The organism is Tabrizicola sp. YIM 78059 (assembly GCF_004959785.1).
Taxonomy (GTDB): Bacteria; Pseudomonadota; Alphaproteobacteria; order Rhodobacterales; family Rhodobacteraceae; genus Tabrizicola; species Tabrizicola caldifontis.
The window spans coordinates 75,135-100,224 of sequence record NZ_SJZH01000004.1 but is presented as its reverse complement, the minus strand read 5'-3'; the positions used below and the strand labels follow the sequence as shown (position 1 = coordinate 100,224).

General features: G+C 65.5%; 23 protein-coding genes and 1 tRNA gene. 15 read left to right on the top strand and 9 right to left on the bottom strand.

Features of this window, described 5'->3' with window-relative positions:
* Positions 1 to 2: 2 nt before the first annotated feature.
* The 9 genes from EZM81_RS07245 to EZM81_RS07205 all read left to right on the top strand — a co-directional run bounded on the left by EZM81_RS07245 (position 3) and on the right by EZM81_RS07205 (position 8,943).
* The gene (locus EZM81_RS07245) at positions 3 to 1,391 is read left to right on the top strand and encodes a glutamine synthetase family protein (RefSeq protein WP_136645276.1); all 1,389 of its coding nucleotides are present in this window, start codon (positions 3 to 5) and stop codon (positions 1,389 to 1,391) included.
* A gap of 58 nt (positions 1,392 to 1,449) precedes the next feature.
* Positions 1,450 to 2,553, top strand: coding sequence for a class II histone deacetylase (locus EZM81_RS07240; protein ID WP_135450990.1), 1,104 nt, complete (start codon positions 1,450 to 1,452; stop codon positions 2,551 to 2,553).
* A gap of 188 nt (positions 2,554 to 2,741) precedes the next feature.
* Positions 2,742 to 3,320, top strand: a complete 579-nt coding sequence (locus tag EZM81_RS07235; protein ID WP_135450989.1) for a nitroreductase — start codon at positions 2,742 to 2,744, stop codon at positions 3,318 to 3,320.
* Positions 3,320 to 4,012: an EI24 domain-containing protein gene (locus tag EZM81_RS07230; protein ID WP_135451002.1), complete on the top strand. Its 693-nt coding sequence runs from the start codon at positions 3,320 to 3,322 to the stop codon at positions 4,010 to 4,012. Before EZM81_RS07235 ends, EZM81_RS07230 begins: the two co-directional genes overlap by 1 nt.
* Before the next feature lie 214 nt (positions 4,013 to 4,226).
* A complete protein-coding gene (locus tag EZM81_RS07225; RefSeq protein WP_136645275.1) occupies positions 4,227 to 5,057 on the top strand; it encodes an alpha/beta fold hydrolase in 831 nt (276 codons plus the stop codon).
* The gene (locus EZM81_RS07220; protein WP_136645274.1) at positions 5,054 to 6,022 is read left to right on the top strand and encodes a threonine/serine dehydratase; all 969 of its coding nucleotides are present in this window, start codon (positions 5,054 to 5,056) and stop codon (positions 6,020 to 6,022) included. The genes EZM81_RS07225 and EZM81_RS07220 overlap by 4 nt, the downstream gene beginning before the upstream one ends.
* Positions 6,022 to 6,795 carry an alpha/beta fold hydrolase gene (locus EZM81_RS07215; protein ID WP_248298153.1) on the top strand — a complete coding sequence of 258 codons (774 nt, stop codon included), beginning with the start codon at positions 6,022 to 6,024 and terminating at the stop codon, positions 6,793 to 6,795. The genes EZM81_RS07220 and EZM81_RS07215 overlap by 1 nt, the downstream gene beginning before the upstream one ends.
* Positions 6,788 to 7,498 carry an alpha/beta fold hydrolase gene (locus EZM81_RS07210; RefSeq protein ID WP_136645272.1) on the top strand — a complete coding sequence of 237 codons (711 nt, stop codon included), beginning with the start codon at positions 6,788 to 6,790 and terminating at the stop codon, positions 7,496 to 7,498. Before EZM81_RS07215 ends, EZM81_RS07210 begins: the two co-directional genes overlap by 8 nt.
* Positions 7,499 to 7,704: 206 nt before the next feature.
* Positions 7,705 to 8,943: a mandelate racemase/muconate lactonizing enzyme family protein gene (locus EZM81_RS07205; protein ID WP_135450984.1), complete on the top strand. Its 1,239-nt coding sequence runs from the start codon at positions 7,705 to 7,707 to the stop codon at positions 8,941 to 8,943.
* A gap of 68 nt (positions 8,944 to 9,011) precedes the next feature.
* Here the strand turns inward: EZM81_RS07205 and EZM81_RS07200 are convergent.
* The 4 genes from EZM81_RS07200 to EZM81_RS07185 all read right to left on the bottom strand — a co-directional run bounded on the left by EZM81_RS07200 (position 9,012) and on the right by EZM81_RS07185 (position 10,979).
* Positions 9,012 to 9,088: transfer RNA gene (locus tag EZM81_RS07200), tRNA-Arg, on the bottom strand.
* A 31-nt stretch (positions 9,089 to 9,119) separates the two neighbouring features.
* Positions 9,120 to 9,584 (bottom strand): GNAT family N-acetyltransferase, encoded by a 465-nt coding sequence (locus EZM81_RS07195; RefSeq protein WP_136645271.1) that lies wholly within the window; start codon positions 9,582 to 9,584, stop codon positions 9,120 to 9,122.
* Positions 9,585 to 9,896, bottom strand: coding sequence for an ETC complex I subunit (locus EZM81_RS07190; protein ID WP_135450982.1), 312 nt, complete (start codon positions 9,894 to 9,896; stop codon positions 9,585 to 9,587).
* Positions 9,897 to 10,121: 225 nt separating this feature from the next.
* A complete protein-coding gene (locus EZM81_RS07185) occupies positions 10,122 to 10,979 on the bottom strand; it encodes a trans-aconitate 2-methyltransferase (RefSeq protein ID WP_248298152.1) in 858 nt (285 codons plus the stop codon).
* 135 nt (positions 10,980 to 11,114) lie between these two features.
* On the opposite strand from EZM81_RS07185, the gene uvrB reads away from it, so the two are divergent.
* Positions 11,115 to 13,298: an excinuclease ABC subunit UvrB gene (gene uvrB, locus EZM81_RS07180; protein ID WP_136645269.1), complete on the top strand. Its 2,184-nt coding sequence runs from the start codon at positions 11,115 to 11,117 to the stop codon at positions 13,296 to 13,298.
* A 71-nt stretch (positions 13,299 to 13,369) separates the two neighbouring features.
* On the opposite strand, the gene mgtA is transcribed toward uvrB, so the two are convergent.
* From mgtA to EZM81_RS07160, 4 genes are all read right to left on the bottom strand, one after another.
* Positions 13,370 to 15,907 (bottom strand): magnesium-translocating P-type ATPase, encoded by a 2,538-nt coding sequence (gene mgtA, locus EZM81_RS07175; protein ID WP_211195390.1) that lies wholly within the window; start codon positions 15,905 to 15,907, stop codon positions 13,370 to 13,372.
* Positions 15,908 to 16,059: 152 nt separating this feature from the next.
* Positions 16,060 to 17,430, bottom strand: a complete 1,371-nt coding sequence (locus EZM81_RS07170; protein WP_136645268.1) for an MBL fold metallo-hydrolase — start codon at positions 17,428 to 17,430, stop codon at positions 16,060 to 16,062.
* A 2-nt stretch (positions 17,431 to 17,432) separates the two neighbouring features.
* Positions 17,433 to 18,386, bottom strand: coding sequence for an LOG family protein (locus tag EZM81_RS07165; RefSeq protein ID WP_248298151.1), 954 nt, complete (start codon positions 18,384 to 18,386; stop codon positions 17,433 to 17,435).
* A gap of 279 nt (positions 18,387 to 18,665) precedes the next feature.
* Positions 18,666 to 19,571 (bottom strand): LysR family transcriptional regulator, encoded by a 906-nt coding sequence (locus tag EZM81_RS07160; protein WP_135450976.1) that lies wholly within the window; start codon positions 19,569 to 19,571, stop codon positions 18,666 to 18,668.
* A 106-nt stretch (positions 19,572 to 19,677) separates the two neighbouring features.
* Here EZM81_RS07160 and EZM81_RS07155 point away from each other — a divergent pair, with 106 nt between their 5' ends.
* Genes EZM81_RS07155 through EZM81_RS07135 form a run of 5 tightly spaced genes read left to right on the top strand, consistent with a single transcriptional unit; the run spans position 19,678 to position 23,867 of the window.
* Entirely contained in the window at positions 19,678 to 20,400 is a 723-nt protein-coding gene (locus EZM81_RS07155; protein WP_135450975.1) for a LamB/YcsF family protein, read from the top strand.
* An 11-nt stretch (positions 20,401 to 20,411) separates the two neighbouring features.
* On the top strand, positions 20,412 to 20,645 hold the full coding sequence (locus EZM81_RS07150) for an acetyl-CoA carboxylase (protein ID WP_135450974.1): 234 nt from the start codon (positions 20,412 to 20,414) through the stop codon (positions 20,643 to 20,645).
* Entirely contained in the window at positions 20,645 to 22,021 is a 1,377-nt protein-coding gene (locus EZM81_RS07145) for an acetyl-CoA carboxylase biotin carboxylase subunit (RefSeq protein WP_135450973.1), read from the top strand. The genes EZM81_RS07150 and EZM81_RS07145 overlap by 1 nt, the downstream gene beginning before the upstream one ends.
* Positions 22,022 to 22,033: 12 nt before the next feature.
* The gene (locus EZM81_RS07140; RefSeq protein WP_136645266.1) at positions 22,034 to 22,909 is read left to right on the top strand and encodes an allophanate hydrolase subunit 1; all 876 of its coding nucleotides are present in this window, start codon (positions 22,034 to 22,036) and stop codon (positions 22,907 to 22,909) included.
* Positions 22,899 to 23,867 carry a biotin-dependent carboxyltransferase family protein gene (locus EZM81_RS07135; RefSeq protein ID WP_136645265.1) on the top strand — a complete coding sequence of 323 codons (969 nt, stop codon included), beginning with the start codon at positions 22,899 to 22,901 and terminating at the stop codon, positions 23,865 to 23,867. Before EZM81_RS07140 ends, EZM81_RS07135 begins: the two co-directional genes overlap by 11 nt.
* Before the next feature lie 83 nt (positions 23,868 to 23,950).
* Here EZM81_RS07135 and EZM81_RS07130 read toward each other — a convergent pair whose 3' ends face one another.
* Positions 23,951 to 24,892, bottom strand: coding sequence for a helix-turn-helix domain-containing protein (locus EZM81_RS07130; protein ID WP_135450970.1), 942 nt, complete (start codon positions 24,890 to 24,892; stop codon positions 23,951 to 23,953).
* Positions 24,893 to 25,090 lie beyond the last annotated feature (198 nt).

The following is a 25,090-nucleotide window of genomic DNA, read 5'->3' as shown; positions in this document are numbered from 1 at the left end:
CCATGACCACGACCAGCCCCTCCGGCTCGACCCCCGCCGAGGCGGAAGCTTTCCTCGCGGCCCATCCCGAAATCGAGGCGTTTGACATTATCCTGCACGACGCCAACGGAATCGGCCGGGGAAAGATCATCCGCCGCCATGAGCTCTTGTCCTTTTACAACAATGGCCGGCATCTGCCGATTTCGATCCTCGGCCTCGACATCTGCGGCGAGGACGTGCACGAAACGGGTCTGATCTGGGACCAGGGCGACGGCGACCTGCGCGCCTGGCCGATTCCGGGCACGCTGAAGGCCCTGCACAACACCCAGCCCCCGCGCGGTGAGGTGTTCATGTCGATGTACACCCTCGACGGCGCGCCGATGACCTCGGACCCGCGCCACGCCCTGCAACGTCAGGTCGATGCGCTGGCGTCCGAAGGGCTGCATCCGGCCGGGGCCTTCGAACTGGAATTCTTCCTGCTTGACCCCGAACGCGGCCCCGACGGCAAGATGCAACCCGCCCGCGACGTTCTGGATGGCCGGGTCAGCCGCAAGACCGAGGTCTATTCGGTCGATCACCTGCATGGAATGCTGCCCCTTTTCAGCGACATCTACGCCGGGGCCGAGAAGGCGGGGATCAAGGCCGAAACACTGATCTCGGAATATGCCCCCGGGCAGTATGAACTGACGCTGCACTACCGCACCGATGTGATGCAGACCGCCGACGACCTGATGCGGCTGAAGCGCATCGTCCGGGCGCAGGCACGGGCGCATGGCGTCGTCGCCTGCTTCATGGCCAAGCCGAACGAGAACTACGCCGGTTCCGGGATGCATTTCCACGTCTCACTGCTGGATGACGCAGGGAAGAACGTCTTCGTGGAAGCGGAAGAGGGCAAGTGGAACCCGACGATCCTGCACGCGCTGGGCGGGCTGAAAAGCACCATGGGCGAAAGCATGCTGGTCTTCGCGCCTCATGCGAACTCCTGGCGCCGGTTCGCGAACCAGTCCTACGCGCCGGTCAGCCCGACCTGGGGGGTCAACAACCGTTCGGTCGCCCTGCGCATCCCGGCAGGCGACATCAGGGCCCGGCGGATCGAGCATCGCCCGGCCGGGGTGGATGCCAACCCCTATCTGGTGGCCGCAACCGTGTTGGCCGGCATCCGTCACGGGCTGACGAACAGGATCGACCCCGGCCCCGAAACCACCGGCAACGGCTATGAGGACGAAAGCAGCGCCGAGATTCCGGCCGACTGGAAGTCGGCGATCGAGGCGGCGAAACGGTCGGCTTTCCTGAGGGACGCCCTGGGCGAGGACATGCACCGCACCTTCACAGCGATCAAGGCGGCGGAATACCAGCGTGTGATGCGCACAGTCAGCGAAGTCGATTTCGACCTCTACCTGCACACGGTCTGACGCTGGCCATCCGGCGTCCAGCCGGCTAGGCTGCCTGCCACCCCGGGAGAGCCTTGCAATGACGACCGCCTTTTACACCGATGAACGCTGCTTCTGGCATGGCGGCGGCAACTATGCCTTTACCCTTCCGGTCGGCGGCCTGGTCCAGCCGATGCCCGGCGGTCTGCCGGAAAACCCCGAAACCAAGCGGCGGCTGAAGAACCTGGTTGATGTGACAGGCCTTTGCCACCACCTCGACATGCGCAGCGCCGGTCCGGCCAGCGATGCCGACCTGCTGCGTGTTCACCCCGAAAGCTATCTTGCGGCCTTCAGGGAACTGTCGGATGCGGGCGGGGGAGAGCTGGGCCTGCGCACGCCCTTCGGCAAGGGCGGGTATGAGATCGCGGCCCTGTCGGCGGGTCTGGCCAAGGCGGCGTTGCGGGCGGTCCTGCGGGGCGAGGTCGCCAATGCCTATGCGCTCTCGCGCCCGCCGGGGCATCATTGTACCGCCGATTTCCCAAATGGTTTCTGCCTGCTGAACAACATCGCGGTGGCGATCCGGGCAGCGCAGGCCGAAGGGCTTGTGCGTCGTGTCGCGGTTGTCGACTGGGATGTGCATCACGGCAACGGGACCGAGGCCATCTTCTGGAACGACCCGGACGTGCTGACGATCAGCCTGCATCAGGATCGGAACTACCCCTTGGACACCGGCGGCATCGAGGCGACGGGAGGTCCGGAAGCACCCGGCAGCAACATCAACCTGCCGCTGCCTCCCGGCTGCGGCCATGCCGCCTATCTCTTTGCGATGGAGCGGGTGGTCCTTCCCGCCCTGCATCGTTTCAGGCCCGAGGTGCTCATTGTCGCTTGCGGCTTCGATGCGGCGGCGGTCGATCCGCTGGGCCGGATGCTTTGCACGGCCGAAACCTTCCGTCTGATGACCCGCCAGATGATGCAGGCCGCAGCGGCGCTGTGCGACGGGCGGCTGGTTCTGGTACATGAGGGCGGCTATTCCGAGGTCTATGTCCCGTTCTGTGGCCACGCCGTGCTGGAAGAACTGAGCGCCGCCCCCGTCAGTGCCCCCGATCCTCTTGCGCCGGTGCTGGAGAAACGCCAGCCCGACGCCCGCTTCGATGCCTTTGCGCGCGGGTGGATCGAAGACGCTGCCGGCGCCTTAGGGGTCTGATTGCGCGGAATACCGATTTGCGTGCCTAACGCCCGCTTGTGCAACTGCAACCCTTCGTCGGGCCCGACGCGAGGACTGACGCCATCATCGACGAGCCGCGGACCCGGCCTTGCCGAACGGCTGCAGGTTCTGGCATCCCCCAATGGTCCAGGCTAGGCTCCGGCGCGATGCGAACCGACAGGACCGCCATGCCCACCCGCAACGATGCAGCCCTTGCCTTTCTGAAAGCCCGCCGCTCACGGCCGGCGAAGCTGTTCACCTATCCGGTCCCGGATCGTGACCAGCTGACCGAAATCCTGACCGCCGCCACACGCGTCCCCGATCATGGCAAGCTTGAACCCTGGCGACTGATCGTGCTGCGGGGGGCAGCCTTCGCGCGGCTGGCCAATCTGGCCGAAGAACGGGCGGGGGAACTGGGCGGTGATGCCGAGATGGTGGCCAAGGGTCGCGGCCAGTATGACCTTGGCAAGCTGGCCGTGGTGGTGATCTCATCGCCTAGACCTTCGCCCAAGATCCCGGCAGTGGAACAGCTAATGTCCGCTGCCGCGCTGTGCTTCGGCATCGTCAATGCAGCCGAGGCCGCGGGCTGGGGGGCCTGCTGGCTGACTGGCTGGCCGGCGCACGACCCCGTCTTCGCGGCCCGCGCCTTCGGCTGCGTCGAAGGGGAAACCGTTGCAGGGATCGTCCATATCGGCACCCCGCCCGCGGATGGCCCGGACCGCCCCCGTCCCGATCTCGGGCGTATCGTGACATGGGTCGAGGCGTGATCCTCTCCTCCTTCCTGCGTGCGGTGGGGCAGCTGGGCGACAAGCGTTTCCGCCGGGTGGTGCTGCTTGGTATCCTGCTGGCGCTGGCGCTTCTCGTGGCAGTCTATGCGGGGTTCCTGCAGGTCATCTGGTGGCTGACCCCGGACAGCGTCGAGGTACCGTTCGTCGGCCCGGTGACCGGGATCGAGACACTTCTGGGATGGACCTCGCTGTTGGTCATGCTGGGGCTGTCGATCTTTCTGATGGTGCCGGTCGCCGCGGCCTTCAGCGGGCTGTTCCTGGAAGACGTGGCCCAGGCCGTCGAAGACCGGCATTACCCGCAACTGCCGCCCGCCCTGGCGCCCGGCTGGGGCGAGGCGCTGCGCCAGTCGGTGAACTTCCTCGGAATCTTGATCGCGGTGAATGTGGTGGCGATCTTCGCCTATCCGCTGGCAGGGCCCTTCGTGCCGGTCCTGTTCTGGGTCGTGAACGGCTTTCTGCTGGGCCGCGAATATTTCACCCTGGTCGCGCTGCGCCGCCTGCCGGTGGCCGAGGTCCGGGCAATGCGGCGGCGCAACGGGATCAGGATCTGGATCGCCGGCACCCTGATGGCCGCACCGCTGTCGATCCCGATCCTCAACCTCGTGATCCCGGTTCTAGGCGTGGCGACCTTCACGCATCTGTTCCATCGCATGGTCTCCGACGGGCGGTAACCTTGGTCCGAGCAGGGTTTTCAGCCTTGCTCGCCCAAAGCTGAAGTCTGGTGATCGCAGCCAGATGCCGTTGGGGGTGACCATCCTCGTGAAAGTTCACCCCCTGGCTGCCGAGCCCTGGTGAGCCTGCGGGTCCACCGGTGGGCGTTGGGCGGTCTTGGCCATGGCCGCGCTGCCCCTTTCCCCCGTGCGCCGTCTGTGCCAGTTTCGCCCGATGACCGACGCAATCCAGCACTTCCAAGCTGCAGACGGGGCGCGCCTTGCCTTCCGGGATGAAGGCGAGGGCCTGCCGCTGCTGTGCCTGCCGGGCCTTACCCGGTCGATGGCCGATTTCGACTACCTGATCCCGCACCTGCCGCCCCTTCGACTTATCCGGATGGACTACCGGGGCAGGGGTGCCAGCGACTGGACCGGTGCCGCGACCTATACTGTCGAGCAGGAGGCGAAGGACGTGCAGGCGCTGCTTGACCACCTGGGCGTGGCAAGGGCGGCGATCCTGGGAACCTCGCGCGGCGGGTTGATCGGAATGCTGCTAGGCGCGGTGGCATCCGATCGGGTTCTGGGACTTTGCCTCAACGATGTCGGACCCGAGATCGCCCGCGAAGGGCTGCTGCGGATATTTGACTACGTCGGTCGCAATCCTGCCGGCAAGACCTTTCAGGGCCTTGCCGAGCGTCTGGCCCAGAGCCCGGGCTTCGACGGGGTGCCGATGACCAGATGGCTGGCCGAGGCGCGCAAGCATGCCATCGAAACGCCGGAAGGCCTGCGCATCACCTACGATCCTGCGCTGCGCGACGCGTTCCTTGCCGCCTTCGACGGTCCGCCCGCCGACCTGTGGCCCCTTTTCGATGCGCTTGCAGGGTTGCCGCTTGCGCTGATCCGCGGCGCGAATTCCGACCTTCTCACCGCCGCGACGGTCCGCAAGATGCGCGCCCGCCGCCCCGACATGATGTTTGCCGAGGTGCCGGGCCGCGCGCATATTCCCTTCCTCGACGAACCGGAGGCGGTAGCCCTTATCCGGTCGTTCGTGGCAAGCCTGCAATGACCGACATCGCGCTGATCGACGCCGCGGCTGAACGCCTTGCCGGCCACATCCGGCGCACACCGCTTCTGCACGCCCCGCTGCTTGACCGGATTGCCGGTCGCAAGGTGTTTGTGAAGGCCGAGTGCCTGCAGGTGACCGGTAGTTTCAAGGCAAGGGGCGGCTGGGCCGCCCTGTCCGCGCTGGACAGCAGGGCGCGGGCACGCGGGGTGATCGCCTATTCCTCGGGAAACCACGCCCAGGGGGTTGCGCGCGCGGCGGCATGTCTGTGCAGCCCCTGCGTGATCCTGATGCCTGCAGACGCCCCTGCCGTGAAGATCGGCAACACCCGCGCTTATGGCGCGGAGGTCGTGCTCTACGACCGCGCCCGCGAAGATCGCGACGCGCTGGGTGCCGCCATTGCAGCCGAGCGTGGTCTTGCCCTGATCAAGCCGTTTGATGACCCGCAGGTGATTGCCGGGCAGGGCAGTGTTGGGCTGGAAATCGCCGAGCAGGCGGCCGAGGCCGGTCTTGCCGGGGCCGATGTGCTGGTCTGTTGCGGGGGCGGGGGCCTTGCGTCCGGCATTGCACTGGCGTTTGAAGCTCGGGCGCCTGAGCTGCGGGTGCGGACCGTGGAACCCGACGGCTTCGATGACATGGCGCGGTCGCTGTCCACCGGCCGGCGTCAGCGGAACCCGACCGCGGGCGGATCGCTCTGCGATGCGATCCTCACACCTGCGCCCGGCGCGCTGACCCTGCCGATCCTTTCCCGCCTGGCCGGCCCCGGTCTGGTCGTCAGCGACGAGCAGGCGCTGCAAGCGATGGCGCTGGCCTTTGCCCATCTGCACATCGTCCTGGAGCCCGGTGGCGCCGTCGCTCTGGCTGCGGCCCTTTTCCAGCCAGACCTGTCAGAGACGGTGATCGCGGTCGCCACTGGCGGAAATGTCGATCCTGCCGTCTTTGCCATGGCGCTGAAGCGGTTCGCCTGATGCTGGTCTGGCTGAATGACCTGCGGCTGAATGCCGAACTGACCGGACCAGAAAACGCCCCGCCGCTTGTGCTTATCCACGGCCTCGGCCTGGATCGGCGGCTCTGGGACGGGCTGCTGCCGCATCTGCCGACACGCACCTTGCGGCTGGACCTGCGCGGTCACGGTCTTTCGGACAGCCCCGCGCCGCCCTACACCCTAGGCATGCTGATCCGCGATGTCGAACGGCTGATGGACCACTTTGCCATCAGGGATGCGGTCGTGCTGGGTGCGGGGGAGGGGGGGCTACTGGCCCAGGGTCTGGCCGTGAAGCGCCTCGACCTTGTGCGTGCCCTGGTGCTGACAGGGTCAGCCACCCGTTTTGCCACGCCCGCAACCTGGCAGGCCCGGATCGCCCGCTTGCGCTCGGTCGGCCCTGACCTTGATGCCGAATGTGCAGCCCTGCTGGGGCCGCGCTGGCGCACCTCTCCGGTGGTCGAGCCCGCGCGCGCGATGCTTTCCGACACGCGACCAGAGGGCTGGCAGGGCCTCGCCGCAGCCGTGGCGACGGCCGATCTATACCAGACGACTGCCACGCTGACCCTGCCAACGCTGGTGCTTGCCGGCGGTGACGACCGCAAGACACCGCCCGACATGCAGCGCGAACTTGCCGAGCTTATCGCAGGTTCTTCCTTTCAACTGTTGCGCGGGGGCAGCCACCTGTCGATGCTCAGCCAGCCTGACTCCTTTGCCCAGGTGCTGCTCGGCTTTCTGACCCGGATCGGACATGTCTGACCTGCTTCTGGTTCACGGCACCTGCCATGGAGCCTGGTGCTTCGACAGGCTGCTGCCCGAACTTGCCAGACTTGGCGTCGGGGCCCGCGCCATCGACCTGCCCGGCCGGGACGGCAGCCCGACGACGCTTGATGCCTATGCGCAAGCCATCCTTGCCGCCGCTACACCCGGCACGATTCTGGTCGGCCACTCGGCCGGGGGCTACGCCATCACCGCGGCGGCCGAGGCCGATCCCTCGCGCTTTGCAGGCCTGGTCTACCTGTGCGCCTATCTTCCAGTTGCGGGCCAGAGCCTTGCCGACATGCGGCGCGCCGGCCCCTCGCAGCCCCTGCTGCCGGCCATACGGATGGCCGAGGACAGGCAGAGCTTCACCATCGATCCGGGCCTTGCCCCGGCGGCTTTCTACCAGGACTGCAGCGACGATGTCGCGGCCGATGCCGTTGCCCGCCTCTGCCCGCAGCCCGTGCTGCCGCAGCAGACGCCGCTCTGGCCACGGTCGGCGCAGCTGATGCCCCGGCACTACATCATTTGCGAAAGTGATCAGACCATACCGCCTGAATATCAGGCGCGCATGGCTGCAATCCTGCCGGCAGGCTGCATCCACAGGCTGCAGTCGGGGCATTCGCCATTTCTGTCGATGCCGGGACGGCTGGCCGCATTGCTGGCGGAAATCGCAGGCTCCATCACGGATCCGGTTGGCTGACATGACAGGCCTCAGCCCTTGCGGGCGCAAACCGCAAGGGTCACGCACGGTCGATCCTCGCGGGCCCAATCGCTGGCGACGCATTTCTGTCGCTTTCAGAACGGCGGGGTGGATCGTCCTTCCCTAGCCTTCCGGACAGCAAGCCGGGGGCCACGGGCGGTATGTGTCATGTCCCGGGGCAATGCGGGTCAGGCAGGGGTGTGCGCATGAGACTGAGGGATCTTGAAATCTTCGTAGTTGCCCCGCCCTTTCCCGGCTGGGGCGGGCGCTATTGGATCTTCCCGAAGCTGATCACCGACAGCGGCATCGTTGGCTATGGCGAATGCTACGCCTCGACCGTCGGACCGAAGGCGATGCGCGCCGTGATCGAGGACGTGTTCGAACGCCACATGCAGGGCGAGAACCCGGAAAACATCGAACTGATGTTCCGCCGCGCCTATTCGGCGGGCTTCACCCAGCGCCCCGACCCAACGGTGATGGGCGCCTTCGCGGGGTTGGAGATCGCCTGCTGGGACATCCTGGGCAAGGCGCGCAATCGCCCGGTCTGGGCACTGCTAGGCGGGCGGATGAACGACCGGATCCGCAGCTATACCTACCTTTACCCCGAGCCCGGGAAGGAATCGGCTGAATTCTGGGTCGATCCCGACGCCGCCGCCGAGGCCGCGGTGCGGTTCATGAACGCGGGCTTCACCGCGGTGAAGTTCGACCCGGCCGGGCCCTACACGATCCGCGGCGGGCACGAACCGGCGATGTCGGACATCACCCGGTCGGTCGCCTTCTGCAAGGCGATCCGCGCGGCGGTGGGCGACCGGGTGGACCTTCTGTTCGGGACGCATGGCCAGTTCTCCACGCCCGGTGCGATCCGGCTGGGGCGGGAGCTGGAACCCTACAACCCGCTCTGGTACGAAGAGCCGATCCCGCCCGACAACCTGCTGGAATTCGCCGAGGTGGCGAAATCGGTCCGCGTGCCGCTGGCCACCGGCGAACGGCTGACCACCAAGGCGGAATTCGGCACCCTCCTGCGCGCCGGTGGCGTCAAGATCCTGCAACCGGCGCTGGGCCGGGTCGGCGGGATCTGGGAGGCGAAGAAGATCGCCGCCATGGCCGAGGTCTTCAACGCCCAGATGGCACCGCACCTTTACGCCGGCCCTGTCGAATGGGCGGCCAACATCCACCTGTCGGCCTCGATACCGAACCTTCTCATCGCCGAGACGATCGAAACCGGCGGCACCTTCCACCAGAAGCTGATCCGCAACTCGATCCGCTGGGAGGACGGCTACATCCTGCCGCCCGAGGCCCCGGGGCTGGGGATCGAGTTCGACGAGGAGGTGGCCCGCGCCCATCCCTTCACCGGCACGGGCCTGCATCTGCAGATGCAGGAAGCGCCCTGCGACTATCGCCACGGCAACCGCTTCGAGGGCGGGGCGCCTTCATCGCCGACCTGACCATCCATCTTATGGCACTGCCGGCGGAGGGGGCTTGATGCCCTCGACGGCGGCGGCCTGCGGGAAAGTGGCGGGCCCAGAAGGACTCGAACCCTCAACCTCGGACTTAGAAGGTCCTTGCTCTATCCAGTTGAGCTATGAGCCCGCGCCGCGCCCTTTTGCGGCATGGCAAGGGATCAGGCAAGCACCTTCGTCATGAATATCGAATTCGGATCGTCCCAATAGCCCTCGAAGGGCGGGCATTCGATGAACCCCGCCCGGGCATAAAGCGCGCGGGCAGCCACGAAGGTCGGCTGCACTCCGGTTTCAAGGCTAAGACGGGTGAAACCGTCTTTCCTGGCCTCGGCGATCAGATGGTCGAGCATCGCCTTCGACAAGCCGCGGCCCCGGGCTTCGGCCAGCACATGCATCGATTTGATCTCTGCGTGCGTCGCGTCAATCCGCTTGAAGGCTCCCATGGCCAACGGAACGCCATCCTCGCGCAGCACGAAGAACCGGATCCCCGGTGCGGCAAGTGCGCCCTTGTCCATCATGTGGATCGATTCAGGCGGCGTATCTGCATGCATGTCCGCCGTATGCCGCTCGAAAAGCAGCGCGAGGTCGGGGGTCAGCGGGTGTTCCTCGGCGATAATGGCGGGCATTCAATGCGTCCAGGCACCCCGGCGGTCGGTGGCGAAGTTTTCACCATAGCCGCGCGGACGGATCACAGGCTTGCGCGGCTTGGGGTCCACCACGTCGGCTTCGATTCCGTGTTCGGCTGCATAGGACAGGGCCGCCTCGCGGGTGTCGAAACGCAGCCGCACCTGGGTCTGAGTGTCGCCTGACGAGGTCCAGCCCATCAGAGGATCGACCTCGCGCGCCGTGGCGGGCGCGAATTCCAGTACCCATTGATGGGTCTTGGCGGTCCCCGACTGCATCGCGGTCTTGGCGGGCTGGTAGATGCGGGCACGCATTTTCGGTCCTCCGGCAGATGGCCCCCGTTATTCCCAAGCTTCGCGGAAAGCGCAAGGGTCCGCAAAGGGCTGCCGGTCGGCCCCGGGGAGTGTGGGTGGTGTGTGGAAAGGGGCCAACCGGCAGCTTCAGTTGCTGCTTGCCGTGTCAGGTTGCCCGACTCCGGGCGATGTTGCAACCGTGGGATGTCGCGCGGGGCAGAAAATAACCAAAAGTTGATCTGCAGCCTATGCCGTCTGCTCCAGCCGCAGGATCAGATAGCGATTGAACCGTCTGAATGCCTGGGCGTTGCGGTCGGTTCCGGTCAGGCGTCGCATCAGGTTCGCCCGGCGCTTCTTCGACAGGAACAGGCCGATGAAGCGGCCCAGGGTCCAGTGCGCGGCAGGCTTCTTCGCGCGGATCTCGTCCGAGACCCTGGTCACGGCGTGCCCGATCACGTTGAACAACTGCTGTTCCAGGTCGATCGAAGGGGCGACAGCGTCGGTGATGTCCTCCTCGGCCGCCACACGGAAGGCAGAACGGTTCAGCGCCTTACGAAAGGCAGCCAGAGGATGGCCACCGCCCGGCTGCGGGCCATGCGCCTGCCGGCCCTTGTAGGCCTCGGTGCGGAAACAGTCGGCGACAAGCACCTGTCCGCCCGGTGCCAGCAGGGCGGCGCACTTCGGCAGACTTTCGGCCAGCGGAATGTACTGAAAGCTTTCGGAAAACAGGCACAGGTCGAACGGTCCCGTGCCGGTGAAGTCTTCAAATGTGCATTCATGCACCACAGCACCCGGCGCGTTCTTGCGGCAGCGCTGGGCTAGAAAGGCAGAGGGCACGACGATCTGCACCTCATGCCCCAGATCAATCAGCTTTCGTGCCGTTTCGCCCGCGCCGCCGCCGATATCCAGAATGCGCAAGCGACCTTCGGGAAGATAACCGAACAGCTTGGCCGTGTAGGCCTCCTGCGCGGCCTTCAGGTTGCCGGCGGTGACGTCAAGGCCCGTCCAAAACCCGTAGTGCAGGTTTTCGGCCCCGGTCAGCCAGCGGATGAAGGCCAGCCCCACATCAAGCCCCACCGCGCGCGAGTCGATCTTTTCTGCCATCAAGCACCTCTTCCGGCCTGCCTTAGCGGCTTGACCTTCCCTGGGCAACCTTGGCCTTCGGATTGGCGCTTGTCCGGGAACAAGAACGGATCAAATCTGTTGCGTCCCGTGACTTCCCCCGGAAAGGCTCGCAGCATGCCGCACAACAATTCCAACGCGATCACCGAGCGCCCGGATGTCCTGACGAAGCCCAAGCTGGAGGGCGGCCGCCGTTTCGTCATGCAGACGCCCTTCCAGCCGGCGGGTGACCAGCCGACCGCGATTGCCGAGTTGACCAAGGGCATCCTGTCGGGCGAACGCAACCAGGTGCTTCTGGGTGCGACCGGCACCGGCAAGACCTTCACCATGGCCAAGGTGATCGAGGCCACCCAGCGCCCGGCGATCATCCTGGCGCCCAACAAGACGCTTGCCGCGCAATTATACGGGGAATTCAAGGGCTTCTTCCCCGACAACGCGGTGGAATACTTCGTTTCCTACTACGACTACTACCAGCCCGAGGCCTATGTGCCGCGGACCGACACCTATATCGAGAAGGAAAGCCAGATCAACGAACAGATCGACCGGATGCGCCATTCGGCGACCCGGGCGCTGCTGGAACGCGACGATGTGATCATCGTCGCCTCGGTCAGCTGCATCTACGGCATCGGCTCGGTCGAGACCTATTCGGCGATGACGCAGGATCTGATCGTCGGCCAGCTTTATGACCAGCGCAAGGTGATGGCCGATCTGGTGGCGCAGCAGTATCGCCGGCTGGACGGCGCCTTCCAGCGCGGCGCCTTCCGGGTGCGGGGCGACAGTCTGGAGGTCTGGCCCGCCCACCTTGAGGACCGCGCCTGGCGGTTCAGCTTCTTTGGCGAAGAGCTGGAGGCGATCACCGAATTCGATCCGCTGACCGGGGCCAAGACCGACACGTTCAAGCAGATCCGCATCTACGCCAACAGCCACTACGTCACCCCGCGCCCGACGTTGCAACAGGCGATCAAGGGCATCCGGGAAGAGCTGTTCCACCGGCTCAAGCAGTTGCAGGCCGAAGGCAAGCTGCTGGAAGCGCAACGGCTGGAACAGCGCACCAACTTCGACCTCGAGATGCTGGAGGCGACAGGGTCCTGCGCGGGGATCGAGAACTATTCCCGCTACCTCACCGGGCGCGCGCCCGGTGAGCCGCCGCCGACCCTGTTCGAATTCATCCCCGACAACGCCATCGTCTTCGCCGATGAAAGCCACGTCTCGGTGCCCCAGATCGGCGGCATGTATCGCGGCGACTTCCGGCGCAAGTTCACGCTGGCCGAACACGGGTTCCGGCTGCCCTCCTGCATGGACAACCGGCCGCTGAAGTTCGAGGAATGGGACGCGATGCGCCCGCAATCGATATTCGTCTCGGCCACCCCTGCCGCCTGGGAACTGGAACAGACCGGCGGCGTCTTTACCGAACAGGTGATCCGCCCCACGGGCCTTCTGGACCCCGTGGTCGAAATCCGCCCCGTCGAGATGCAGGTGGACGATCTTCTGGACGAGATCCGCAAGGTCTCGGCCCGCGGCCTGCGCACCCTTGTCACGGTGCTGACCAAGCGCATGGCCGAGGACCTGACGGATTACCTGCACGAACAGGGCATCCGGGTGCGCTACATGCATTCCGACATCGACACGATCGAACGCATCGAGATCCTGCGCGACCTGAGGCTGGGGGCCTTTGACGTTCTGGTGGGTATCAACCTGCTGCGCGAGGGGCTGGACATCCCGGAATGCGGCCTCGTGGCGATCCTGGATGCGGACAAGGAAGGCTTCCTGCGGTCCGAGACGAGCCTCATCCAGACCATCGGCCGCGCCGCACGGAACGCGGAAGGCCGGGTCATCATGTATGCCGACCGAATCACCGGCAGCATGGAACGGGCATTGGCTGAAACCAACCGGCGCCGCGAAAAGCAGATGGCCTACAACCTGGCGCACGGGATCACGCCCGAGACGGTGAAAAAGAACGTCGAGGACGTGCTGGCGGGCCTCTGGCAGGGCGACACGGACCAGGCCCGGATCACGACAAAGGTGGAAAAGCCGATGGTCGGCCAGAACCTGGCAGCCCACCTCGACGCGCTGCGCACCCAGATGCGCAAGGCGGCCGAGAACCTGGAGTTCGAGGAGGCCGCGCGGCTGCGCGACGAGATCAAGCGGCTGGAAGCGGTGGAACTGGCCATCGCCGACGATCCCTTTGCCCGGCAGGAGGTGATCGAGGAGGCGGTGGAAGAGGCCGTGAAGCGCAGTGGTCGGTCCACCGCCGGACGGGCAGGCCAGCGCGGCGGAAAGCGCAGCCGTGGCGGTCGCTGAGGTCCGGCGTACGCTGCGTCATGGGTTGCGGTCTGCCGGCCCGGAAGGCTGTCCGCCACTTCCGCCAGCGGTCAGTCTGCGTGCCTTGAATAGAAGGCCAGCTTCAGGATTTCGGTGGTTGCGATGTACAGCACCACAATTCCGATCGCCGTGGCCAGCACCGGGACAGGCAGGGGCGCCATTCCGAAAAGCCCCGCCACGGCGCCCATCATGGGCAGGCACAATCCAAGCACGGCGATGATCATGGTGGCCAGCAGCAGCAGCGGGCTGGGGCGGCTGGACCAGAACACCCGGCGCGTCCGCAGGACCATGACGACAGCCAGCTCGGTCAACAGCGAGACTACGAACCAGGTGCTCTGGAACAGGGTCTGGTCGGCGCCGAAGACGCGGGTGAGGACGACGAAGGTCACAAGGTCGAACAGCGTGCTGATCAATCCGAAGACGATCATGTAACTGCGGATCGACCGCAGGTCCCAACGCGGCGCATGTGCCACGGTTTCGGCATCGACCTGGTCACTGGCCACTGCCAGCGATGGGATGTCGGACATGAAGTTGTTCAGCAGGATCTGCGCCGCTGTCAGGGGCAGGAAAGGCAGGAACAGCGTGCCCAGCGCCATGCTGATCATGTTGCCGAAATTCGCACTGGTGGTGATGCGGATGTATTTCAGAGTGTTTGCAAAGGTCCGGCGGCCATCGACGATACCCCGGCGCAGGATGTCCAGGTCGGGTGCCAGCAGAACGATGTCGGCGCTTTCCCTGGCGACATCGACCGCATCCTCGACCGAGATGCCGACGTCTGCCTGTCGCAGCGCCGGGGCGTCGTTGATGCCATCGCCCATGTAGGCCACCGAATGGCCGCGCGTTTGCAGGGCGCGGACGATTCTTTCCTTTTGCTGCGGGTCTGCCTCGGCAAAGACGTTGCATTCTTCGGCCAGGTGCCACAACGCCTCGTCCCGCGCGGCCACCAGTTCGGGCCCGGTGATGACGACGGGTTGCAGCCCCACTGCGCGGGCGACGTGTTCGGCCACATGCCGGTTGTCGCCCGTGATGATCTTCACCGAAACGCCCAGGTTGGCCAGATCCACAAGGGTTCTTTCGATTCCCGGCTTCAGCGGATCCGAGAACAGAAGAAAGCCGGCAAAAGTCATTCCGGCTTCGTCGTCTACTTCGTAGCGCGCCTTTGGTGGAAGCCGCCGGTAGGCCAGGCCAAGCACGCGGATCCCTTCCGCCCCCTGGTCGGCGACCAGATCGGCCAGGCGGGCCCGCTGGGCCGTGTCAAGCGGCAGGGTGCCTTCGGGCGTTTCGATCGTATCGCAGCAGTCGAGAACCGTATCGAAGGATCCCTTGGTGACGACCAGATGGGCTTCCTCGCCCGGCAGATCGACCACGATGGTCAGCCGCTTGCGCAGGAAATCGTAAGGAATCTCGTCCACCTTCGGATTGTCGGGCAGGGCCACGCCTCGGGCCGGGGCCGCGGCCACGATCGCCTCATCCAGAGGGTTCTCGATTCCGGTCTCGAAATGGGCATTGATCAGGGCCAGGCGGAATACGGCGTCCGACTCCTGCCCCAGCGGGTCAGTTGCCGCAGTCAGCGCCATCTGGCCGCTGGTCAACGTACCGGTTTTGTCAGAGCACAGGATATCCGCGGTTCCCAGGTTTTCGATCGCCGCCGATCGGCGCACCAGAACCCCGTCTTTCGCCATGCGCCGCGCTCCCGTGGCCATGGTGACGCTGACGATGGCGGGCAGAAGTTCAGGCGTCAGGCCGACGGCAAGTGCAACGGCAAAAAGCAGGCTGTCGATCACCGGGCGGTCCAGCATCAGGTTTGCCGTCAGCACGAAAATCGTGATGATCATCATGACCCGCATCAGAAGCGTGCCGAACTGCCGCAAGCCGCGTTCGAATTCGGTTTCCGGGTCACGCTGGCTCATCCGTTTGGCGATGTCGCCGTAGGCCGTGGCCCTGCCCGTGACGACAACCAGCATGCGTGCAGTGCCGCTGCGGACTGATGTTCCCATGAAGCCGGCGTTCGTCCGCTCGGCCAGCGGCGCTTCGGGTGGTGTTGGCGCCGGGCGCTTTTCTACCGGAAAGGATTCTCCGGTCAGCGAGGCCTGGCTGACCAGAAAATCCCGCGCCTCGATGATCACGCCATCCGCCGGTATCAGGTCGCCTGCCGACAGAAGCACGATGTCGCCGGGCACAACGTCCTGCGCTGGAAGCTCGACCCGCTTGCCATCGCGCAGCACGGTGACGGTCAGGGCGAGGCGGGCCTGCAGCGCCTCGACGGCGCGGGCGGCACGGTATTCCTGCGCAAAGCTCAGCAGCGTGCTGCCCGCGACGATACCCAGGATGATGGCCGCTTCGGTCCATTCCTGCACGACCGCCGAGACCAGGGCTGCGAAGATCAGGATCAGGACCAGCGGGCTTTCGTATTGCCGCAGCAGCAGGCCCGCCCATCCAGTCCGCCGGTGCGCGGAAACAAGGTTCGGCCCCGCCTCTTCCAGCCGCCTTGCGGCTTCGACGCTGTCTAGACCCGCTGAATCCGATCCCAGCGCCTCAAACAGATCGGAGGCGGGGCATGACCACCAGGCAGCCGGAACCTCAGCCATGGCAGAACCCCCCGGCCCTCGACCCATTGCCCGCAGCATGCCGGGGCCGCCGGTCACTCAAGGCTCTGCGCAGGCCAGGATGGGGGCGGGCGTCCATGTCTCGGCTCCCTTTGCCTTGCCCTGCGCTTCCGTCCATGGCCGGATCTGGATGGTCAGAGGTCATGGCGTTCGTGCTGGACGGGCTGCTCGACCCGTGTTCCGGTCAGGGACTTGGCAAGCGCGCTGCGCGCCTCGTCCTCGCCATGGACAAGGAAGGTTACCTCCGGGTTGCCGGTTCTGCTGTGCCAGTCGATCAGGTCCGACTTGCCGGCATGGGCGGAAAAGCCGTTGATCGTATGGATCTGTGCGCGAACGGGCACCTCGTCGCCGAAAAGCTTCACCGTGCGTGCCCCGTCGATGATGATCCGGGCCAGCGTGCCCCTGGCGGCGAAGCCGACAAAGATCACGCTGCAATCGGCGTGTCCCAGGTTGTGCCGCAGATGGTGGCGCACACGCCCGCCGGTGCACATGCCGGACCCCGCGATCAGTACCGCGCCGGATCTTATGGCATTCAGTGCCATGGATTCCGCTGCCTCTTCGACATAGTGCAGTTCCGGCACGGCAAAGGGATCCCGGCCCTGGGCCAGAAGCGCGGCCAGGTCCGGTTTCAGATCACCGGGATGCCGGCGGTAGATCTGCGTGGCCGAAATCGCCATGGGCGAATCCAGAAAGACCTGAAGCCCGTGCGGTAGGGCACCCCTGCCTGCGCCTTCCCGCAGCACGAACAGCAGTTCCTGTGCCCGTTCCAGCGCGAACGTGGGAATGACGACATTGCCGCCGCGCGCCACGGTGCGGCGGATCACGGCCAGGAACTCGGCAACCGAACTTTCCATCGACCTGTGGTCGCGGTCGCCATAGGTGCTTTCCATGACTACCACATCCGCGCCCGAAGGGGGCTGCGGCGCATTCAGCAGCGGCCGGACCGCCGGCCCGATGTCGCCCGAGAACAGGATGCGCCTGGTCATGCCCTTCCTGGTGATGTCGAGGCAGATGCTGGCGGACCCAAGGATATGTCCCGCATCATGCCAGCGCGACACGATTCCATCGCCCAGGTCGATGGTCTGTCCATAGATTGCGATCCGGCCGAAGCGGTCCAGACTGTCCAACACGTCCATGGTGTCATAAAGCGGCTCGGTCCTTTCCCCGTGCCGCCGTTTGCGACGTGCTTCCTCTTCATGCAGCTTGGCGGAATCGAGCAGGACCAGCCTCGTCAGATCGCGTGTCGCCGCCGTGCAGATGATCTCTCCGGAAAAGCCGCGCTTGACCAGAAGCGGAATGCGTCCGCAGTGGTCCAGATGGGCATGCGTCAGCAGAAGCAGGTCCACCGATCCGGGATCAAAGCCGAAATCGGCGGCATTCTCTTCGTCCAGCTCTTGCCCGCCCTGGAACATGCCGCAGTCGATCAGGATGCGTCTGCCGTTCGCCTCGAGCAGGTGGCATGATCCGGTCACACCGCCTGCGGCTCCGTGAAAGGTCAGGCGCATGGTCAGTCTCCCTTGTCGGTCGTTGCGGGCAGAAGGGGAAGTCCGGCCTGATCGTACCAGCGCAGGATGTCGGACCAGATTTCCTCGGCTGTTTCCGCGAACCAGAACAGGTCGCGATCCTCGGGGTCGATCACGCCTTCCTCGACCAGGAAGTCGGGATCGAAGACGCGCCGCCAGTAGTCCTGCCCGACCAGGATCACGGGCATCGGCGTGATCTTGCGGGTCTGGATCAGGGTGAGCGTCTCGAACAGTTCGTCCAGTGTGCCGTAGCCGCCGGGAAACACCACCAGCGCCCGGGCGCGCAGCAGGAAGTGCAGCTTGCGGATGGCGAAATAATGCAGCCGGAAGCAGAGGCCCGGGGTCAGATAGGGGTTCGGAAACTGTTCGTGGGGAAGCGTGATGTTCAGGCCGACCGTAGGGGCGCCGGCATCATGCGCGCCGCGATTCGCGGCTTCCATCAGGCCGGGCCCGCCGCCGGTGACGATGGTAAGTTGCCCACCCGGTGCGACCCTCGCCGTCCCGACAAGCCGGCCGAAGTCGCGCGCCACTGAATAGTAGCGGCTTTTTTCCTGCACGCGCCGCGCGATGCGCAGACGCTGCGCCAGTTCGGCGTCCTGGGGGTTCCGCGCGCAGTCGGCCTCCAGATCCTCGACCCGCCTGGCCGCTGCGCGGGGTTCGGGCACCCGCGTGCTGCCGAAGACCACGATGGAATGCCGGATGCCACGCGCCTGCAAAAGTGTCTCGGTCTTCAGGAAGTCCATCTGCAGCCTCAGGCCGCGCGCCACCTCGCTTTCCAGGAAGTCCAGATCGCCGTCTGCCTCGCGGTATTCGGGGCTGGCCAGAATGGCATTGACCAGATCCGAGGATCGCGGATCGTCGCTGTCAGGCTTCGGATCGGTCCAGGGCAGCGGACGCTCACGCCGGATCGGATGGGCAGGGGCGGGCTTGCCTGTCAAAGATCTTCCGGTCCTTGCCATCGCGGTATCGAGCCCCCTCAGCTCTTGCCCGGCCCCGTGCGCCATTTCGCGCGGCTGCCAACCGGGCTGTGCCCACTATCGGCTACCCGTGCCGATGATGTCATCTGATCTCTCGCACGAAACCGGCAATCGGGTCTGCATGGTGAGCAAACTAGTCCGGCGGCTGGCGATCTGCCCTTGATCTGCATCAGGGTGTCATCCGTCATCTTGCCGGGCGCCGGGCCGCATGCGGCACCCTGCGTGCCACCAGGCTGACCGTCAGCTGCCCGATCCCAGGGTCGCCGTGATGAAGGCACTGAACACACGGGCGGGAACCGACAGGGGCCGCGCGTTCGACCAGGTTAGACCGACGTCCATCGAGGGTATCGGCTCTATCGTCTGGCGCTGTTCGATCCGTTGCCCTTCAAGAGACCACGGTCGATAGACCATGTCGCTGAGGATGGTCACTCCCATGCCCGCGGCCACCATCGACCGTACGGCTTCCACTGACGATGTCGTGAAGACCGTTTTCGGGACCAGACCGTATCTGTCCCAGTAGCGCCCTGCGGTCCGGCTGGCCTCGTCCACGGTCAGCATCACATAGGGTTCCTGCGCCACGTCGTGCAGGCTGATTTCGGGCGCAGCCAGCAGGCGGTGATCCGACGGCAGCCACAGCCGCCGGCGCGAGCGGAACAGGGTTTCCGAGGCAAGGTCTTCCGTGTTGCTCAGGTTCGAGGTCAGCATCACCGCAAGGTCAAGACCGCCAGAGACCAGCGCATTCTCGATCGCCGCGCGGGGCTGTTCGGACAGTTCCAGCGTGATGCCGGGGTAGATGCGGCGGAACGCAGCGTAGTGGCGGGCCATGAAATAGCCCGCGACCGTGTAGGTCAGCCCCAGGCGCAGACGGCCGGTGACCTGGGTCTCCTCGCCCAGGGGGCTGCGGGTGGCTTCCTCGACCGCTGCGATTATGGCCTTGGCCCGCGAAAGGAAACGCGCACCTTCGGGGGTCACGGATACGCCATGTGCGTTTCGCGCCAGCAATCTGGCGCCCAGCGTCGCCTCCAGCCCCTTGATCCCCGCCGTCACCGCCGACTGCGAGATGTTCAGTTCCATTGCGGCATGGCTGACCTGACCGGTCTCGGCCGCGGCGATGAAATAGCGAAGTTGCCGGATGGTAAGGGACACCGAAAGCCTATCTGATTTTTTGATATCGTATCGCAATAATTCGAATTTGCAATGAAGCCATCCCGAGGCGAACCTGCGGCGGGATCGAGTAGCAGCAGGGGGGGCGATGCCGGTCACGATCAACTGCGACATGGGGGAAAGCTTCGGGCTCTGGCGCATGGGCGACGATGCGGGAATCATGCCCATGATCCACATTGCCAATGTTGCCTGCGGCTTTCACGCCAGCGACTTCGACCATATGCGCGCCACGGTGCGGCTGGCTAAGAAGCACGGGGTGAAGGTTGGCGCCCATCCCAGCCTGCCCGACCTTCAGGGCTTTGGCCGACGCGAGATGAAGATGGGCCGCGAGGAAATGGCCAACTGCATCATCTACCAGGTGGGCGCGCTTTGCGGCTTCCTGAAGGCCGAGGGGATGGAGCTGAACCACATAAAGCCGCACGGCAGCCTTTACGGCATGGCCGCGCGTCAGGAAGAGATCGCCCACGCGGTCTGCGACGCGGCAGATGTGTTCAAGGTGCCGCTTCTGGGCATGACTGGCACGCTGCATGAAAAGATCTATCCTGCCCGGGGGCACGGCTTCATTGCAGAGTTCTATGCCGATCTGGAATACCGCCCCGACGGCAGCCTGATCGTCACGCGCGAGCATGACGCCAAGGATCCCGCGCTGATGGCTGCGCGCTGCATCCGGGCGATCACCGAAGGCAAGGGCACGGCAACGGATGGGTCGGACATCCCCGTGCGCTGCGATTCGATCTGCATCCATTCCGACACGCCGAATGCCATCGACATCGCCCGCGCGGTGCGGGCGGCCGTCCAGCCCTACACCTGAGAGGATTTCCCATGGCCCAGATCCAGTCTCCGCTTCCTGGCACGTTCTACCGCGCTTCTGCCCCCGACAAGCCGCCCTTCAAGGCCGATGGCGACTCCGTCGCCGTGGGCGATGTGATCGGGCTGATCGAGGTGATGAAATCCTTCCACGAGGTGCGGTCCGAAGTGGCCGGCACGAACATCCGCTTCGTTGCCGACAACGAGGAGCCCGTGATGGCGGGCGCCGTGCTGGCCGAGGTGGATTGATGCTGCAGAAGCTTCTGGTCGCCAACCGCGGAGAGATCGCCGTGCGCGTGATCCGTGCGGCGAAGGATCTGGGCATCGCGACTGTTGCAGTCTATTCCGATGCAGACCGCGAGGCGCTGCACGTCCAGATCGCTGACGAGGCCGTGAACATCGGACCGCCTGCGGCGAAGAAAAGCTATCTGAATCAGGCCGCTATCCTGAAGGCAGCCGCCGATACGGGGGCAGACAGTGTGCATCCCGGCTATGGCTTTCTGGCCGAGAACGCCGATTTCGCCGATGCCTGCAAGGCGGCTGGGCTGATCTTCGTCGGTCCGTCCGGGGACGCGATCCGCACGATGGGCGACAAGGTTGCCGCGCGCTCGGCTGCCCATGCGGCAGGGGTTCCCGTGGTGCCGGGCAGCATGGGCCGCGTGGCCGACATCGACGAAGCCCGGCACATCCTGATCGACACGGGCTTTCCGGTGATGATCAAGGCAGCGGCCGGCGGGGGCGGGCGGGGCATCCGCATCGCGAACGACCTGGCCGAGTTCGAGGCTGCCTTCCCCCAGGCCGCGGCCGAGGCGCTGGCCGCCTTCGGCGATGGCGGACTCTACATGGAAAAGGTCGTCACGAAGGCGCGCCACATCGAGGTGCAGGTGCTGGGCGACGGCACCGATGCCGTGCATTGCTGGGAGCGCGAATGTTCCCTGCAGCGCCGGCGCCAGAAAGTCTGGGAAGAGGCGCCCTCGCGGGCCCTGTCCGACCGTGTGCGCGACGATCTGTGCCAAAGCGCCGTGCGCCTTGCCAGGGCGGTCGGCTATTCCGGTGCCGGGACCATCGAATATCTCTACGACGACGAAAGCGACCGCTTCTACTTCATCGAGATGAACACCCGCATCCAGGTGGAACATCCGGTCACCGAGATGATTACCGGCATCGACCTGGTGGCCGAGGGCCTGCGCATCGCTGGGGGCGAGCCGCTGCGGCTGAAGCAGCGGGACATCGTGGCGCGCGGCCACGCCATCGAGGTGCGTCTGAACGCCGAGGATCCGTCGCGCGATTTCGCACCCTTCCCGGGAACCGTTTCGGCCCTGCGGGTGCCGGGCGGGCCAGGGGTGCGTTTCGAATCGATGCTTTACGCGGGTTACACCGTGCCACCCTTCTATGACTCGCTTCTTGCCAAGCTGGTCGTGCATGGCGAAACGCGAGAGGCGGCGATCACCCGTCTTGTGCGGGCCCTGAAGGAAACCCGCATCGAGGGCCTCCGCACCACAAGGCCGCTGTTCCTGGCACTGGCCGAAGACGAACACGTTCAGGCCAATGCCGTTCATACCCGCTGGCTGGAAGGCTGGCTGGATACCCATTCCGCTCGGCTGCTGCCGGAACTGGAACCGTAGGAGGGAGGGACCATGTCGATCCGTTTCAGCTTCGGAGGCGATGAGCACATCTTCGGAGAGGTTTCCGAAGCCATGTCGCTCGAGGCCTTCTTCACCTCGCTGTCGATGACCAATGCGGTCCGCGCCGCAGGCATCAAGGGCGTGACCGAGATCTGCCCGGCAAATGCCAGCTTTCAGGTCAAGTTCGACCCGGACGTGATCAAGCCGGGCGACCTGCTGAAAGAGTTGCAGGGGATGGAGGCAGCAGCGGCACAGTCCGATGCCAGCCTCAAGACGCGGATCATCGAGATCCCGGTCTTCTACCAGGATCCCTGGACGCACGAGACGCTGATGCGATTCCGCGAGCGGCACCAGGATCCGACAAAGACCGACCTCGAATACGCCGCCGAGATCAACGGGCTGGGCACGGTCGAGAACTTCATCAAGGCCCATTCCAGCCAGCCCTGGTTCGTGTCGATGGTGGGCTTCGTGGCGGGGCTGCCTTTCCTTTATCAGATGGTGGAGCGGGAGCGGCAGTTGCAGGTGCCGAAATACCTGCGGCCGCGAACCGACACCCCCAAGCTGACTGTGGGGCACGGCGGCTGCTTCTCCTGCATCTATTCGGTGCGCGGTGCGGGGGGGTATCAGATGTTCGGGATCACGCCGATGCCGATCTATGACCCGAACCAGCAGGTGTCCTATCTGTGCGACGAGATGTGCCTGTTCCAGCCCGGCGACATCGTCAAGTGGAAGCCTATCGGCCGCGACGAATACGACGCGGCTATCGAAGCGGTCGAACAGAACCGATTCGAGCCGGTGATCCGGCCCGCCACCTTCTCGCTCTCCGAGTTCAACAAGGACATGGCCGGGACCAATGCCAAGCTGATGGAGGCACTCAATGGCCGTTAAGGTGATCTCTCCGGGGCTTTCGACGACCGTGCAGGATCTTGGCCGCCCGGGCTACTACCACCTGGGCATCCCCCTCTCCGGGGGCATGGACCGCTTTGCCCTGCGTGTGGCCAACATGCTGGTCGGCAACGACGAGGGCGCGGCGGTGCTGGAGGCAGTGTTCATGGGCCCGGAACTGGAATTCACCGCGCCGGCCTGGGTGGCGGTGACCGGGGGGGACCTGCCGCCGAAGCTGAACGGCGATGAACGTGCAGGCTGGGAGGCGTTCCCTGTGAAGGCCGGGGACCGGCTGTCCTTCGGCTTCCTGAAGTCCGGCGCCAGGGCCTATATCGCCATCTCTGGCGGGATCGACGTGCCGCTGAAGTTGGGGTCGCGCTCGACCTACACGCTGGGCGCGCTGGGCGGGCACGAGGGCCGCGCGCTGAAGGCAGGCGACGAACTGCCGGTGGGCGCGGGCAGTGCGGGCAAGGGCAGCGTGCCGGCGGCCATGCGGCGGATGCCGGGCAACCCGGCCGAGTTGCGGATGCTGCCGGGTCTTTACTGGCACCGGATCACGGCTGAGGCGGGCAAACGCTTCTTCGCCGACACCTGGAAGGTTGCGCCCGAGGCGGACCGGATCGGCTACCGCTTCCGCGGAGGCACCGCGCTGGAGTTCGTCCCGCGCGAACAGCCCTTCGGAGCGGGGTCGAACCCGTCAAACATCGTCGATGCCTGCTATCCTTACGGGTCGATCCAGGTTCCGGGCGGAACCGAGCCCATCGTTCTGCACCGCGACGCCGTGTCGGGCGGCGGCTACATGATGCTTGGCTGCGTCATCAGTGCCGACATGGACCTGATCGGCCAGCTGCAGCCGCATGCCCCGGCACGTTTTGTCGAGGTCAGCATGGAACAGGCACTGGCGGCCCGGCACGACCGGCAGGCCGCCCTGCAACGCGTGCGTCATCATCTGGGGAAATGATGCACGCAACCGCTCATCGTGCGCCATTGGCTGCCGGTCGCGACACAGCGAAAAGCGCACGAAGTGCGTCGATGAGCGGTTTCCTACCTGCCCCTGGCCTCTTTCGGCGTCACGCCGAACCGGGCCCGGAAGGCACGGCTGAACTGCGCTTGGTCGGTAAAGCCCCGCGCATACGCGATCTCGCCGATGGCGCGGCGGTCGGCCGGGTTCTTCAGATCCTCCATCGCTGCCTGCAGCCGCGTGTCGCGGATCCACTGGCCCAGGGTGGTGTTCGTGTCGCGCAACAGCTCGTGCAGATAGCGCACCGAAATTCCGCAGCCTGCCGCCACCTCTTCCGGCCCGAGGTCCGGGTCGTCGATGTTCCGGCGCACGAAAGCCTCGATGCGCGCCAGGTGCGCGGCGCGCACGGTCGAGGCGCCCGAGGTCAGAACCCGCTCGTCCGACTGGATGGCCAGCGCCAGAAGGTCCACCAGCTGGCGGCCCACGATGGCGCGGGTCTCTTCGCTCATCGCGTCATAGCGCTGCGGGATCAGGTGGACCATGTCCACGAAAAGGCCGTTCGCCCCGTTCGTTGCATCGAACTGAAGCGAGCAGAACCGGTCCGGCGCACGGATGCGACCGCCCAGCATGTCCTTCGACAGCTTCATCACCCAGAGGTCGGCAGGTTCGGCGTGGCTGAATTCGTACGGCTCGTGGCTGCGCTCAATGAAGAAGGCGCCGGGGTTGGCCCGTACCTCCTTTCCTGCCTGTGCAAAGCGGACTTCGGACCGCGCGGGCAGGGTGACCAGGAATTCCTCGGGTCCGGGTTCGCGGAAATGCTTGGGCAGACGGCGGTAAAGCAGCGCGTCCGAGGTCAGGCGCGAGATCGATACCCCGCCCAGATCCCAGGATGTCAGCTCACCGTCAAAGGCCTCGGGGCGGTGAAAGGTCAGTTCCAGCGGAAAGTAGATGCGCGCGATCGTTTCGTGCCAGTGCCGGCTGCGGGCTGCCTGATCCACCCCGCGGGTGGTGATCGTCGTCTTCATCGCGTCCTTCCCCCTTTGCCGCATCAGGGCACGGACGTGCGAGTCGGACAAGCGGTCATCAACCCGCCCTGCACTGAAACGCAAGAAGCGGTGCACCCGGTGCAAAGACGCGAGCGCGATGGCGTCGCTAGCCTTCCCCGACCAACGGCGCAACAGACGCCGCGCGACAGGGAAGGCAGACGACTGCACCGGGTTTCC

Bases quoted from the DNA above. Each gene is read 5' to 3' on its own strand.
- EZM81_RS07150 (WP_135450974.1), top strand. From the start codon at position 20,412: ATGGCCCAGATCCAGTCTCCGCTTCCTGGCACGTTCTACCGCGCTTCT.
- uvrB (WP_136645269.1), top strand. From the start codon at position 11,115: ATGCCGCACAACAATTCCAACGCGATCACCGAGCGCCCGGATGTCCTG.
- EZM81_RS07235 (WP_135450989.1), top strand. From the start codon at position 2,742: ATGCCCACCCGCAACGATGCAGCCCTTGCCTTTCTGAAAGCCCGCCGC.
- EZM81_RS07205 (WP_135450984.1), top strand. From the start codon at position 7,705: ATGAGACTGAGGGATCTTGAAATCTTCGTAGTTGCCCCGCCCTTTCCC.
- EZM81_RS07215 (WP_248298153.1), top strand. From the start codon at position 6,022: ATGCTGGTCTGGCTGAATGACCTGCGGCTGAATGCCGAACTGACCGGA.
- EZM81_RS07195 (WP_136645271.1), bottom strand. From the start codon at position 9,584: ATGCCCGCCATTATCGCCGAGGAACACCCGCTGACCCCCGACCTCGCG.
- EZM81_RS07240 (WP_135450990.1), top strand. From the start codon at position 1,450: ATGACGACCGCCTTTTACACCGATGAACGCTGCTTCTGGCATGGCGGC.
- EZM81_RS07245 (WP_136645276.1), top strand. From the start codon at position 3: ATGACCACGACCAGCCCCTCCGGCTCGACCCCCGCCGAGGCGGAAGCT.
- EZM81_RS07220 (WP_136645274.1), top strand. From the start codon at position 5,054: ATGACCGACATCGCGCTGATCGACGCCGCGGCTGAACGCCTTGCCGGC.
- EZM81_RS07155 (WP_135450975.1), top strand. From the start codon at position 19,678: ATGCCGGTCACGATCAACTGCGACATGGGGGAAAGCTTCGGGCTCTGG.
- EZM81_RS07190 (WP_135450982.1), bottom strand. From the start codon at position 9,896: ATGCGTGCCCGCATCTACCAGCCCGCCAAGACCGCGATGCAGTCGGGG.
- EZM81_RS07140 (WP_136645266.1), top strand. From the start codon at position 22,034: ATGTCGATCCGTTTCAGCTTCGGAGGCGATGAGCACATCTTCGGAGAG.
- EZM81_RS07170 (WP_136645268.1), bottom strand. From the start codon at position 17,430: ATGCGCCTGACCTTTCACGGAGCCGCAGGCGGTGTGACCGGATCATGC.
- mgtA (WP_211195390.1), bottom strand. From the start codon at position 15,907: ATGGCTGAGGTTCCGGCTGCCTGGTGGTCATGCCCCGCCTCCGATCTG.
- EZM81_RS07185 (WP_248298152.1), bottom strand. From the start codon at position 10,979: ATGGCAGAAAAGATCGACTCGCGCGCGGTGGGGCTTGATGTGGGGCTG.
- EZM81_RS07135 (WP_136645265.1), top strand. From the start codon at position 22,899: ATGGCCGTTAAGGTGATCTCTCCGGGGCTTTCGACGACCGTGCAGGAT.
- EZM81_RS07145 (WP_135450973.1), top strand. From the start codon at position 20,645: ATGCTGCAGAAGCTTCTGGTCGCCAACCGCGGAGAGATCGCCGTGCGC.
- EZM81_RS07210 (WP_136645272.1), top strand. From the start codon at position 6,788: ATGTCTGACCTGCTTCTGGTTCACGGCACCTGCCATGGAGCCTGGTGC.
- EZM81_RS07225 (WP_136645275.1), top strand. From the start codon at position 4,227: ATGACCGACGCAATCCAGCACTTCCAAGCTGCAGACGGGGCGCGCCTT.
- EZM81_RS07130 (WP_135450970.1), bottom strand. From the start codon at position 24,892: ATGAAGACGACGATCACCACCCGCGGGGTGGATCAGGCAGCCCGCAGC.